Below are 12,632 nucleotides of genomic sequence, written 5' to 3'. Positions count from 1 at the left end.
GCGGCCCCGCCGTGGGTTCAGTGCTGCGCCAGGAACGCAACCAGGCGGTCTTCGTCCCACACCTCGATGCCCAGTTCCCCGGCCTTGGTCAGTTTGGACCCGGCCTCGGTGCCGGCCACCACGAAGGCAGTCTTCTTGGACACGCTGCCCGACACCTTGGCGCCCAGCGCTTCCAGCCGCGCCTTGGCCTCGTCACGGGTCATCTGCGACAGCGTGCCGGTCAGCACCACGGTCTGACCGTCCAGCGGGCCGGCCACCTGCTCGGTCTGTTCCGGCGCGCGGGTCAGCAGCGTGTGGCGATACGCATCGGCCTTGAGCAGCATCTGCGCATGGCCGTCGCGGTCCAGCCAGTCGGCCAGGCCAAGCGCCACTTCGTTGGGCAGGCCGGCCGCCACGAAACGCACCGGCTCGGCGTCCACCAGCGCAGCCGCATCGGGCAGCGCGGCGGTGAGTTTTTCGGCGCGCAGGCGGGTGATGCCGGGAATTTCCGCCTCTACCAGCACCTGGGCAAAATCCAGGCCGTCGCGCAGCTTCGCCGACGGCGCGTGGGTATCGCCGATCCGCACCTGGCCCACCTGCAGCAGCGCGTCGATGGCGTCCTGGTTGCCGGACTGCTCGAAGAAGTGGCCGAGCGAGCGCGCTACTTCCCCGCCGATGTCCGGCACGCGCTTGAACAACGGCCACGGCAGGTGGCGGATCAGCTCCAGGTCACCGAACCAGGTGGACAGCCCCTTGGAGGTGTTCTCCCCGACGTTTTCGATCCCCAGCGCGAACAGCAGGCGTTCCAGCGTGGTGTCGCGGCTGGCGTCGATCGCCGCGATCAGGTTGTCGGCCCAGCGGGTGGCGATCTTCTTGGTGTTCCAGGCAAAAGCGGCCGGCATCGCCAGCGCCTTGGCACGCCAGCCGGCGTCGTTGCCATCGAGCTGCAGGATGGCGCGCAGGTAGTCGCCGCTGCCCTCCGGCGGCAGGTGCAGGCCGATCTGCGCCGCAAGGGCCTCGGGCGTTTCGGCGTCCAGCACCAGCTTCAGGTGCAGCAGCTGGTCGCGGGTGAGCCGGTACAGGTCGGCCACGCCGCGCACGATGCCGGCGTCGACCAGGGTTTCGATGTACTTGCCACCCAGGCCGTCGATGTCCATGGCGCGGCGCGAGGCGAAGTGTGCGATGGCTTCCTTGCGCTGCGCCGGGCAGCTCAGTTCGCCCGAGCAACGCCACACGGCTTCGCCCTCTTCGCGCACGATCTCCGACCCGCACACCGGGCACTGCGCCGGCATCTGCCAGGGCGTGGTGCCGGCCGGACGGCGCTCGGCGATGACGCTGACCACTTCGGGAATCACATCACCGGCGCGGCGCACGATCACCGTGTCGCCCACGCGCACGTCAAGGCGCTGGATCTGGTCGGCGTTGTGCAGGGTGGCGTTGGACACGATCACCCCCGCCACGGCCACCGGATTCAGGCGCGCCACCGGGGTGGCGGCGCCGGTGCGGCCGATCTGGATCTCGATCGCCTCCACCGTGGTGGTCTGTTCCTGCGCGGGGAATTTGTGCGCGATCGCCCAGCGCGGCGCGCGCGACACGAACCCCATGGTTTCCTGCCCGGCGCGGTCGTCCAGCTTGTAGACCACGCCGTCGATGTCGAAGGCCAGCCCGTCGCGGCGCTCGCCGATGTCACGGTAATAGGCCAACAGGCCTGCGCTGCCCTCCACCACCTGGCACAGGTCGCTGACCGGGAAGCCCCACGCGCGCAGCTGCGCCAGCGTGGCCGAATGGGTGGGGGGCAGTTCACCGCCCTCTACCTGACCGGTGCCGTAGGCGTAGAAGCTGAGCTTGCGCCGGGCGCTCATCTTCGGGTCCAGCTGGCGCAGCGAACCGGCCGCGGCGTTGCGCGGGTTGGCCAGCACCTTGCCGTCGTGCAGGCGCGCCTGCGCGTTGTAGGCCTCGAAATCGGCGCGTGCCATGTACACCTCGCCGCGCACTTCCAGCACGTCCGGCCAGCCGGCGCCCTGCAGCACCTGCGGAATCACCGCGATCTGGCGCAGGTTGGCGCTGACGTCCTCACCGGTGCTGCCATCGCCACGGGTGGCGCCCTGCACGAAGCGCCCGTCTTCGTAGCGCAGGCTGATGGCCAGGCCATCGAGCTTGGGTTCGGCGGAGAAGTACAGCGCATCGCGGCGCAGTCGCTCGCTGATGCGGCGCACGAAATCCTGCACTTCCTCGTCGCTGAAGGCATTGCCCAGCGACAGCATCGGCACGGCATGGCGCACTTCGGCAAACCGCGACGAGGCCTTGCCGCCCACGCGCTGGGTGGGGGAATCGGCAACGGCCAGTTCCGGGTGGGCCAGCTCCAGTGCTTCCAGCTCGCGCACCAGGCGGTCGTACTCCGCATCCGGAATCAGCTGCTCGTCGCGCTCGTGGTAGGCCGTGCCGGCATCGTCGATCTGGCGGCGCAGTGCCTCGGCACGTTCAGCGGGGCTGGGGCTCATCCGGGAGGGATCCTGAAAGGGCTGTTGATTTTATGGCCTGCCGTGCCCGGCAGCCACCCCGCAGCGGTGCCGCGTGGCTATTGCCGGCAACCCGGCACAGGGTTAGCGTGCGCCAAGTCCCTCTATGCAGGTGTTCCGTGACCGTTGCCGCCCCTTCCCGCCGTTCGTTCCTGCAGTTGGCCGGCACCGGCCTGGCCTTGTCCGGGCTGGGCGTGTCGACCGTGTCGGCCGCCTCGCCGCGTGCCAGCGCTGTCGGCGGCCCGGTGCTGCTGAACTTCAACGAATGCCCGTATGGCCCGGCGCCGGTGGCGCAGGCGGCCGCGCGCGAGATCGTGCCCGGCAGCGGGCGCTATCTGTTCGCGCTGGCCGGTGAGCTGCGCGACCTGTTCGCCAGCCAGGAAGGCATCGGCAAGGACCACGTGCGGCTGTACCCGGGCTCCAGCGAGCCGCTCAACCGCGCTGCGATCCTGTGGACCTCGGCAAGCGCCGGGCTGGTGGTGGCCGACCCCACCTTCGAAGCGCTGGGCGACCTGGCCGCCGCGCGCGGCGCCACCGTGGCCAAGGTTCCGCTGCGCGAGGACGGCGCGCATGACGTGCGCGCGATGGCTGCCGCGGCTGCGCGGATCAACGCCGGCCTGCTGTACCTGTGCAATCCGAACAATCCCACCGGGTCGATCACCCCGGCCGCCGACATCGCCTGGCTGCTGGCCAACAAGCCCCGGCAGACGCGGGTGCTGGTTGACGAGGCCTACCTGCAGTACAGCGAGCAGCGCTCGGTGATCGGCCAGGTGATGCAGCGCGACGATGTGATCGTGCTGCGGACGTTTTCCAAGCTGTACGGCATGGCCGGCTTGCGCCTGGGCGTTGCCGCCGCACACCCGGACCGGCTGCGCGAGCTGGCCAGCCTGGGCGACAACCCACTGCCGGTCACCGCGCTTGCGGCAGGCCTGGCCAGCCTGCGGGCGCCGGGCCTGGTGGCGCAGCGCAAAGCGGAGAACACGCAGGTGCGGCAGGCCACCGTGGCCTGGCTGGCCGCGCGCGGATTTTCCTGTGTGCCGACCGAAGCGAACTGCTTCGTGGTGGACGTCAAGCGCGATGGCAACGCCTTCACTGCGGCCATGGCCGAGCACGGCGTGGTGATCGGCCGCAGCTGGCCGATCTGGCCGCAGCGGGTGCGGGTAACCGTCGGCACGGCGGCAGAGATGGCGCGGTTCCGCGACGCGTTCGCGGCGATAACCGGGTAGAGCCGACCGTTGGTCGGCTGCTCTTGCTTCGGCCGACCGTGGGTCGGCTGCTCTTCGTTCCGGGTATCCGTGGTTGCCGGCCAGCGGCCGGCACTACCGCAAAGGGCATCGACCGACGGTCGATACCTACCGCCCCATCGCGCGTCGCGCCGCAAAGGGCATCGACCAACGGTCGATACCCACCGCCCTATCGCGCGTCGCGCCGCAAAGGGCATTGATCAACGGTCGATACCTACCGCCCCATCGTGCGTCGCGCCACAAAGCGCATCGACCGACGGTCGATGCGTACCGGGTGGGCGTTACCAGCGCGGGGCTTTCGTGAGCGGGGGGGCCTGGTGCTGGCGGTCGTAGGCGCGCAGTTCGTCGCGGATGTGCGCGATGCGCTGGCGGCCCAGGGCGTTGCGGCTGTCGTCCAGGACCACGCCGTCGAGCAGTTCGCCCATGCGCTGCACGGTCGGCAGCATCTTTTCCCACGCGTCCAGCGCGGTCAGCGGTGCCGGCAGGGTGAGGAAGAAGGCGATCGCCGGGGTTTCCATCTCGCGGATGTTGGCCATGTCGAAGCTGCCCGGCTTCATGATGCTGGCCATCGAAAAGATCGGACCGCGCTCGGGGTGGCCTTCGACCAGGCGGTGGAACACGTTCATGTGGCCAAACACCAGGCCGGTCTTTTCAGCGGCCACCACGATGTCTTCGCCCCGCAGCTGTTCACCGGCGCGGGCCGCCACAAACAACGACACGATCTTGTCGAAATCCTGGCTGGCGCGCTTGCCCAGGTCGCTGGCGGCAGCGTCGACGTCGGGCAGGCCCAGTTCGGGTTGGGTCACGCCGTCGTCGCCGGTACCGCCGGCGACGGCATCGCTGCCCTCGCCTTCGCCCAGGCTGGGCTCACGGCGCGCGCCCGTGCCGCTCTCGGCGGTGTCGACGCGGCGACCCTGCGATTTTTTCTTCGGACGGCCAAACAGGAAGATCGCGGCGATCAACAGCAGGCCGGCGGCCAGGATGCCGATGCGGAGCAGTGCCATGTCGGACATTCGGTGGGGGTCTCCGGCTAAATACGTTCAGGTACTAAGGATGGCACGTCAGGCGGCGCCCGCCAATCGTGCCGCCTCTTCCAGGTCCACGCTGACCAGGCGGCTAACGCCCGGTTCGCGCATGGTCACGCCCGACAACTGGTGCGCCGCTTCCATGGTGGCCTTGTTGTGGCTGACGAACAGGAACTGCACCTTTTCACTCATTTCCTTGACCATGTTGGCCAGGCGGCCGACGTTGGCTTCGTCCAGCGGCGCGTCCACCTCGTCCAGCAGGCAGAACGGCGCCGGGTTGAGCTGGAAGATCGCAAACACCAGCGCCACCGCGGTCATCGCCTTCTCGCCACCGGACAGCAGCGAGATGCTCGACACGCGCTTGCCCGGCGGCCGCGCCATGATGGCCACACCGGTGTCGAGAAGGTCTTCACCGGTCAGCTCCAGGTAGGCATGGCCACCGCCGAACAGACGCGGGTACAGCTGCTGCACGCCGGCGTTGACGCGGTCGAAGGTGTCCTTGAAGCGGCCACGGGTTTCGCGGTCGATCTTGCGGATGGCGTCTTCCAGGGTTTCCAGCGCAGTGGTCAGGTCGGTGTTCTGCGCGTCCAGGTATTCCGAACGCTGCGACGCTTCGCCGTACTCCTGGATGGCGGCCAGGTTGACCGGCTCAAGGCGGCGCATGCGCCCGTCGATCTGGTGCACCGACTGTTCCCAGTCGGTCACGCGCGCATCCTCAGGCAGGCTGTTGATCACGTCCTGCAGGACGAAGCCGGCCTTCTCCACCGAGGCCGACAGCTGGTCGGCACTCAGCACCAGCGCCTGCTGGTCCAGTTTGCGCTGGGAGATACGCTCGCGCTGGGCCAGCGCCTGCTCGTCGCGCTTGTGGCGGGTCTGTTCGAAGTTGCGCAGTTCGGCGTCGATGCCATCGAGCAGGGTGCGCGCTTCGCCCAGCACCCGGTCGGCGCGCACGCGTTCGCTGAGGGCATTCTGGTGTTCGGCCTGCAGGGTCTGCACGGGCGTATCGCCCTGGTCCAGCTGGGAATGCAGCTCGCCCAGGCGGGTGTCGAGCTGGCCACGCTGGGTGCTCATGCGCTCCAGCGCCTGGCTCAGCGAGGCAATCTGGGTGCGCTGCGATTCCAGCGTCAGCGCCAGCGAATGCGCGCTCTCGCGCACGTTGCGGGCGTGGTCGCGGGCCTGGTCACGGGCATCGGTGAGCTGGCGGCGTTCGCCTTCCAGCGACGCCCGCACCGATTCCAGGTCGCCCATGCTGGTGACCGCATCGTCGAGTCGCGCACGCGCCTCGCGCACCTGCTCGCGGCCGGTATCCAGGGTTTCCTGCAGCTGCAGCAGTTCGCCTTCGATGCGGTCGATGCGGGTCCGCGCCGCTTCTACCTTGCCCTGTTGGCTCTGCAGCTGGCCACCGAGTTCGGAGACGCTGCGATGGGCCTGGTACAGCTGCCGCTGCGCGTCTTCGCGGTGCTGTTCGCCGGTCAGCAGCTGCTCACGGAACGCGGACAGCTGCTGTTCCAGTTCGGCTTCGCGCTCCTGCAGCGTGTCGATCTGACCGCGCAGGGTGACGATCTCGCGTTCGCGCAGCAGCGCGCCCTGCTTGGCCGCACCGGAGCGCGAGACGCGCACCCAGCCGTCGCCCAGGCGCTCGCCGCCACGGGTGATGACCGAATCGCCCTCGGCCAGCGTGGACTGCAGCGTGCGTGCCGCGTCCAGGTCTTCGGCGGCATGCAGCCGGGCCAGCAGCCGGCGGATCGCGGTGGGGCCCTGCACTTTGGCGGCCAGCGAGGTTGGCGCGACGCTGAGCGGCGCCTGGCTGTCGGACACCAGCGCAATGCGGCCCTCACCGAGTTCGGCCAGTTCGGCCACCAGCTGTTCGGGGGCGTCTACCAGCACGCCTTCGATCAACTGGCCCAGCGCGCTTTCCACGGCGTTTTCCCAGCCGCTTTCCACGGTCAGGCGCTCGCCGACGCGCGCACCCGAATCCAGCCCGCGCGCCTTCAGCCACGCCACCGCCGCGCCCTGCTCCTGGCCCAACGCGGCCTGCTGCAGGGTTTCCAGCGACGACAGGCGGCCGCGCGCGGCCTGGGCCTGCTTGCGGATCTCGGCCAGTTCGGTCTGCCCGGTGCGCTGGCGGTCCTGCAGGCCGGCCACGGCCTGCTTGCGTTCTTCAACCTGCTCATTGAGGCCGTCCAGCGCCTCTTTCTGGGTCTGGTGCTGCAGGTGCAGTTCTTCGAACACCTCGGCCAGCGCGTCCAGGTCCAGGCTGGCGCGTTCGGCGCTCAGCGCTTCGCGGCGGCGGTCGGCTTCCAGTACCTGGCGGTCAAGGTAGTCGACGCGGGTGCGTTCGACTTCACCGGCGCGCGAGGCTTCGGAGGTGCTGCGGGTGTGGGCTTCCCAGCGCTGCTGCCAGTCGGCCAGGCGGGCCTCGGCGTCACGCAGGGCCTCCTGCTTGATTTCGTTTTCTTCCTGCAACTGTTCCAGGCGCGGCTCGGCGTCGTCCACGGCCTCGCGCAGGACCATCAGTTTGGCTTCGTCGCCGCTGATGTGCTGGCCCAGTTCGGCCAGGGCCTGCTGGGCTTCATCGCGCGCCTTGTTGAGGCGCTGCGACATTTCGCGCTGGTGCTGGATCTGCTGTTCGAGGCGGGCCAACGTGCTGCCCACCTGGTACACCTCGGCCTGGGCGGTGCTGAGCGCATCGGCGGCTTCTTCGCGGCGCACGCGGCTGGTTTCGATGCGGGCTTCGGCGTCGCGCTGTTCGGCGATGAACTGCTGCAGGCGGGTTTCTTCCTGCGAGAGTGCTTCGCGCAGGCCACCGAGGCGGCCGTCAAGGCCACGGTATTCCAGCGCCTTCCACTCGGCGTCCTTGACCCGGCGTTCTTCCTGCAGGGCCTGGTACTGCTCGGCCTGGCGCGCCTGGCGCTTGAGGTGTTCAAGCTGCTTGCCGATTTCCTCGCGCAGGTCGCCGAGGCGATCGAGGTTTTCGCGGGTGTGGCGGATGCGGGTTTCGGTTTCCTTGCGGCGTTCCTTGTACTTGGAGATGCCGGCGGCTTCTTCGAGGTACACGCGCAGGTCTTCGGGGCGGGCTTCGATGATCTGGCTGATCATGCCCTGTTCGATGATGGAATAGCTGCGCGGGCCGAGGCCGGTGCCGAGGAACAGGTCGGTGATGTCGCGGCGGCGGCACTTGGTACCGTTGAGGTAGTAGTTGCTGCTGCCGTCGCGGCTGACCTGGCGCTTGACCGAGATTTCGTTGAACGAGGCGTACTCGCCGGTGATGGTGTGGTCGGTGTTGTCGAAGATCAGTTCAACGGTGGCCTGGGAGACGGGCTTGCGTGCCGAGGAGCCGGAGAAGATGACGTCGGTGAGGGAGTCACCGCGGAGGCGGCTGGCGGAGCTTTCGCCCATGACCCAGCGGACGGCGTCGATGATGTTGGACTTGCCACAGCCATTGGGCCCCACCACGCCGGTCATGTTGGTCGGCAGGTGCAGGGTGGTCGGGTCGACGAAGGATTTGAAACCGGACAGCTTGATCGTGGACAGACGCATGGCGGGATTGGTTTCCGGGGCAAGGGCCTGAAGCGACCCCCGCCAGGGTGGATGTCGGAGCGATTCCCACCCTCAAGCCATTGATGTTGCTGGGTTTCAATGGCCCCAAGGGCGACGCGATAGCCTGAGTATAACGGGGCGGGTGTTCCACGGGCGGTGGGGGGGTTGGTTGGTTTTGGTTAGAGGCGTAGAGCTAAGGTCCGGAGCAGGAGCCGGAGCCAGCGCTAGAGCTGGAGCAAAGGCTCGGTGCGTCGGCCTCGGGCGAGCGGTCGGGGTGGGTGGGGTCGCGGGACACGCCGTGAATCCATCCTTGGAGGCTCGTGGGCGCCATCCATGGCGCCCAACGGTCCCGCGACCCCAACCACCCCGGCCGTCGACAGTTGGTCGGTGCGCAGGGGAAGTGCCGAAGCCGGCTTTGTGGCGTTGCGGTGCGCTGCGATTTGTTCCGGAGCGTCCAGGTGAGGAGCGTCAGGGTTAAGGGAGAGTTGAGGGGTAGAGCCACGCCATGCGTGGCTATAGAGGTGCAGGAACGAAGAGCAGCCACGCATGTGAACTGACCCCCGGAAGTTGGACACCCATTCAATAGCCGGGGTGTTCATGACGAAGTACGACAGGTGTTTCAAACTCAAAGTCGCCCGGGAGGGTGCCGCAGGCACCCTCCCGGTGAGGGCTGTAGCCGCGCGGCATGGGCTGGATCCATCAATGGTCCATCGGTGGATCGCTGCTTACCGCCACCATGGACAGGACAGCTTCCTGATCGATGCTGGGCGCTACACCGACCAGTTCAAGGTGTCGGTTCTGGCGCGGATGAGCCGTGATGGCCTTTCGGTACGTCAGGCCATGGCAATCTTCGGGATTGCTGGACCCGGCGTCATCCCCCGTTGGCAGCGGCAGTATGATTCGGGTGGTATCGGCGCACTGACGCCCACTCGTGATCGATTCCGAATGAGAAAAAAGCCCGCGACCTCCCAGCCTGCCAAGGATCTCACGCACGATCAGCTGCTCAAGGAGGTGGAGTATCTGCGCGCGGAGAATGCCTTCCTAAAAAACTCGATGCCTTGATCCAGGAAGAGCAGGCGGCCAAGCGCGCATTACAGCGCAAGCCGTCCAAGGATTGAGGCAGCATCACCGACTGTCGCTTTTGCTCAAAGCGGCAGCGCTATCTCGCAGCACGTTCTATTACCAGACTCAGGCCATCTCCCGGCCTGACCATCAGGCCGGGTTGAAGCGCCGCATCAAGGCAATCTACCGTCGCCATGAAGGCCTATATGGCTACCGACGCATTGCCGATGAACTGCGCCAGGCCGGCGAGCTGATCAATCGCAAGGTCGTCCAACGTCTGATGGGGTTGATGGGCCTCAAATCGGTGGTGCGGGTGAAAAAGTACACCTCATACCGCGGCGCGGTGGGCGCGGTTGCCCCGAACACCCTTCAACGCGAATTTCATGCTTCACGTCCTAATCAAAAGTGGGTTACCGACGTCACGGAGTTCAGGGTGGGCGGGAAAAAGCTCTATCTGTCGCCGATCATGGACTTGTACAACGGCGAAATCGTGGCCTACCAGACAAACACACGCCCATTGCTGGATATGGTCACAGCCATGCTCGGCAAGGCCTTCTTGCGACTGAAGTCCGGTGAAAAGCCACTTCTTCACTCAGATCAGGGTTGGCAGTACCAGCACCGGACATATCAGCACCTGCTGAAAAAACAGGCCGTCACGCAGAGCATGTCGCGCAAGGGCAATTGCCTGGACAATGCCGCCATGGAGAGCTTCTTTGGCACCCTGAAATCGGAATTCTTCCATCTCAAGCGCTTCACCAGCATTGACCAGCTCAAACGCGGACTGGACCACTACATCCGGTACTACAATCACCAGCGCATCAAGCTCAAACTGAATGGCCAGAGCCCGGTTCAATTCCGGATCCAAGCCTTCGGTACCTAGATCCCACTGTCCAACTTTGTGGGGTCAGTTCAATGGCGTGGCTGTACCGCCTACCCACGCATCACATAACCCTACTTCATTGCCCCGGCCACGCATGGCGTGGCTCTACCCGCCCGCATCGCAGATCCTGGCAGAGGGTGTCGGGTGGCCTTGGCCGGGACCGTTGGGCGCCATGGGTTCGGCGCATGCGCCGGACGGGTTGGGCAGGACGCCCAACCCCGGTCTTGCCGTTTGTGCAGGACTGCACAAACGAGCAAGGCGCCTACGAGCCTCCAGGGATGGATTTACGGCGTGTCCCGGCCAAGGCCACCCGGCACCCTCCCACCGGAAGAACCAAAGCGCCGGCACCCGCCGTTGATCTGGCTTCAGGCTTCAAGCTTCTAAGCTTTTAAAAAACAAAACCCCCACATACAAAAACGGGCACCCTTGCGGGCACCCGTTTCAGCGATTCCAGCCTTTCGGCAGGGATCAGGCCTTTTCGGCTTCCACAACCACCTTGACGGTGGTTTCGACGTCGGCGTGCAGGTGAACAGTCACCTCGTACTCGCCCACGTTGCGGAAGGCGCCTTCGCCCAGGATCACTTCGCTCTTTTCCAGCGGCAGGCCGGCCTTGGTGAAGGCTTCGGCGATGTCGCGCGGGCCAACCGAACCGTACAGCTTGCCTTCCGTCGACGCGTTGGCGGCGATGGTGACGCTCTTGCCTTCCAGCTGAGCCTTGCGGGCTTCGGCGTCAGCGTGGATCGACTGGGCCTTGGCTTCGTAATCGGCGCGCTTGGCTTCGAACTCGGCAACGTTGGTGGTGGTAGCCGGAACGGCCTTGCCGGTCGGGACGAGGAAGTTGCGGCCGTAGCCCGGCTTCACGTCGACCAGATCGCCCAGACCGCCGAGGTTGGTGACCTTCTGGAGAAGAATCAGCTTCATGGTGTAGCTCCAAATATGTATTCGTTAGCGAGGCGTGGCCCCGCAGCGATGGCTGTCCGAATATCCGAACGGTAGACCGTGAAACCGCCCGACGCTTTGCAGCGCGGGCGGCCAGGTCCACGAAAGCGGCGACCGAAGCCGCCGGCTTTCATCAGACGTCGTGGTTGTCGGTGTACGGAATCAGGGCCAGGAAACGGGCGCGCTTGACGGCCGTTGCCAGCTGGCGCTGGTACTTCGACTTGGTACCGGTGACGCGGCTCGGCACGATCTTGCCGTTCTCGGTCAGGTACTGGCGCAGGGTGTTGAGATCCTTGTAATCGATCTCCTTGACACCTTCGGCCGTGAACTTGCAGAACTTGCGGCGACGGAAGAACTTGGACATGTCAGTGCTCCTTAAGCGGCCGAAGCGGCGTCTTCGCCGGCATCGGTGTCAGCGGCGGGGGTGGTTTCACCTTCTTCGTCATCACGACGACGACGCTCGCCACGCTCGGGCTTGTCACCCTTCTCGTCCTTGCTCTTCATGATCAGCGACTGCTCGGTGTCAGCTTCGTCACGCTTGATGACGAGGTTGCGCAGCACGGCATCGTTGAAGCGGAAGCTTTCCACCAGCTCGCTCAGCACGGCCTGGTCGCACTCGATGTTGAGCATGACGTAGTGGGCCTTCACCAGGTTCTGGATCGGGTAGGCCAGCTGACGACGGCCCCAGTCTTCCAGACGGTGGATGGTGCCGTTGCCGTTCTCGACCAGCGCCTTGTAGCGCTCGATCATGGCCGGGACCTGTTCGCTCTGGTCCGGATGGACCAGGAACACGACTTCGTAATGACGACTCATGTGTTTTTACCTTTCGGATGTGGCCCGTGGGGGCCGGACAGCCCCCCGCAGATGAACGCGGTGGGGCAAGGGTCCTGCCCGGAATCAGGCAGGAAGCCGCAAAGTATGGCAGCACAAGCGCCCGCAGGCAAGCAGCCGCGGGGCTGGGCGCTTCTGCCGACCCGGATCAGGCCTTGTCGGCTTCGGTGGTGAAGCTCTCGCCGCAGCCGCATTCGGCGGTGGCGTTCGGGTTCCTGAACGTGAACGTCTCGCTCAGCCCGTGCTTGCCGAAGTCGATCTCGGTGCCGTCGACCAGGCCCAGGCTGTCGGCATCCACGTAGATGCGCACCCCGTCCTGCTCAAACACGGTGTCGCCCTGGCGCTCGTCGCGGGCCAGGTCGGTGATGTGGCCCCAGCCCGAGCAACCGGTACGGGTGACGCCGAAACGCAGGCCCAGCGCGCCCGGGGTCTGGGCGACGAACTTCTGCACACGGGCAAAGGCAACAGGGGTAAGGCTTACAGCCATGACAGGCAACTCCAGCGGATCGGGGTCATTATAGGAGCCCACGGCGGCTAAAAATGCCTCGCAAGCAGAACGCTGCACCCGTTAAACTCCTCGTTCAGAGATCGAGTCGATCAATAGAGGATTCAA

9 protein-coding genes are annotated in these 12,632 nt (G+C 66.2%); 2 read left to right on the top strand and 7 right to left on the bottom strand.

The annotated features are described in order from the left end of the window. Positions 1 to 17 precede the first annotated feature (17 nt). Positions 18 to 2,480 carry an NAD-dependent DNA ligase LigA gene (ligA, locus tag DX03_RS07585; RefSeq protein ID WP_038687665.1) on the bottom strand — a complete coding sequence of 821 codons (2,463 nt, stop codon included), beginning with the start codon at positions 2,478 to 2,480 and terminating at the stop codon, positions 18 to 20. A gap of 137 nt (positions 2,481 to 2,617) precedes the next feature. On the opposite strand from ligA, the gene DX03_RS07580 reads away from it, so the two are divergent. Next, positions 2,618 to 3,724, top strand: a complete 1,107-nt coding sequence (locus tag DX03_RS07580) for a pyridoxal phosphate-dependent aminotransferase (RefSeq protein ID WP_038687663.1) — start codon at positions 2,618 to 2,620, stop codon at positions 3,722 to 3,724. Positions 3,725 to 4,023: 299 nt separating this feature from the next. Here the strand turns inward: DX03_RS07580 and zipA are convergent, their stop codons facing one another. Then, positions 4,024 to 4,755, bottom strand: coding sequence for a cell division protein ZipA (zipA, locus tag DX03_RS07575; protein ID WP_038687661.1), 732 nt, complete (start codon positions 4,753 to 4,755; stop codon positions 4,024 to 4,026). A gap of 48 nt (positions 4,756 to 4,803) precedes the next feature. After that, positions 4,804 to 8,307 (bottom strand): chromosome segregation protein SMC, encoded by a 3,504-nt coding sequence (gene smc, locus DX03_RS07570; RefSeq protein ID WP_038687660.1) that lies wholly within the window; start codon positions 8,305 to 8,307, stop codon positions 4,804 to 4,806. Positions 8,308 to 8,904: 597 nt separating this feature from the next. On the opposite strand from smc, the gene DX03_RS20650 reads away from it, so the two are divergent. Further along, positions 8,905 to 10,249 (top strand): IS3 family transposase gene (locus DX03_RS20650; protein ID WP_102100618.1). Its coding sequence is split into 2 segments (ribosomal slippage): positions 8,905 to 9,353 and positions 9,352 to 10,249, totalling 1,347 coding nucleotides; the frame shifts between segments, so codons are not numbered across the junction. Between the two features lie 468 nt (positions 10,250 to 10,717). On the opposite strand, the gene rplI is transcribed toward DX03_RS20650, so the two are convergent. The 4 genes from rplI to DX03_RS07540 form a co-directional block, all read right to left on the bottom strand. Further along, positions 10,718 to 11,170, bottom strand: a complete 453-nt coding sequence (gene rplI / locus DX03_RS07555) for a 50S ribosomal protein L9 (protein ID WP_038687658.1) — start codon at positions 11,168 to 11,170, stop codon at positions 10,718 to 10,720. 151 nt (positions 11,171 to 11,321) lie between these two features. Next, positions 11,322 to 11,552 carry a 30S ribosomal protein S18 gene (rpsR, locus tag DX03_RS07550; protein ID WP_002804494.1) on the bottom strand — a complete coding sequence of 77 codons (231 nt, stop codon included), beginning with the start codon at positions 11,550 to 11,552 and terminating at the stop codon, positions 11,322 to 11,324. An 11-nt stretch (positions 11,553 to 11,563) separates the two neighbouring features. After that, positions 11,564 to 12,001 (bottom strand): 30S ribosomal protein S6, encoded by a 438-nt coding sequence (gene rpsF, locus DX03_RS07545; protein ID WP_038687655.1) that lies wholly within the window; start codon positions 11,999 to 12,001, stop codon positions 11,564 to 11,566. 166 nt (positions 12,002 to 12,167) lie between these two features. Continuing rightward, positions 12,168 to 12,506: a HesB/IscA family protein gene (locus DX03_RS07540; protein WP_038687654.1), complete on the bottom strand. Its 339-nt coding sequence runs from the start codon at positions 12,504 to 12,506 to the stop codon at positions 12,168 to 12,170. Positions 12,507 to 12,632 lie beyond the last annotated feature (126 nt).

The sequence above is a fragment of the Stenotrophomonas rhizophila genome (assembly GCF_000661955.1).
Classification (GTDB): domain Bacteria; phylum Pseudomonadota; class Gammaproteobacteria; order Xanthomonadales; family Xanthomonadaceae; genus Stenotrophomonas; species Stenotrophomonas rhizophila.
This window is presented reverse-complemented; position numbering and strand designations above follow the sequence as displayed.

Coding starts and splice junctions, on each gene's coding strand:
- rplI (WP_038687658.1), bottom strand. CDS start 11,170: ATGAAGCTGATTCTTCTCCAGAAGGTCACCAACCTCGGCGGTCTGGGC.
- smc (WP_038687660.1), bottom strand. CDS start 8,307: ATGCGTCTGTCCACGATCAAGCTGTCCGGTTTCAAATCCTTCGTCGAC.
- ligA (WP_038687665.1), bottom strand. CDS start 2,480: ATGAGCCCCAGCCCCGCTGAACGTGCCGAGGCACTGCGCCGCCAGATC.
- zipA (WP_038687661.1), bottom strand. CDS start 4,755: ATGTCCGACATGGCACTGCTCCGCATCGGCATCCTGGCCGCCGGCCTG.
- DX03_RS07540 (WP_038687654.1), bottom strand. CDS start 12,506: ATGGCTGTAAGCCTTACCCCTGTTGCCTTTGCCCGTGTGCAGAAGTTC.
- rpsR (WP_002804494.1), bottom strand. CDS start 11,552: ATGTCCAAGTTCTTCCGTCGCCGCAAGTTCTGCAAGTTCACGGCCGAA.
- rpsF (WP_038687655.1), bottom strand. CDS start 12,001: ATGAGTCGTCATTACGAAGTCGTGTTCCTGGTCCATCCGGACCAGAGC.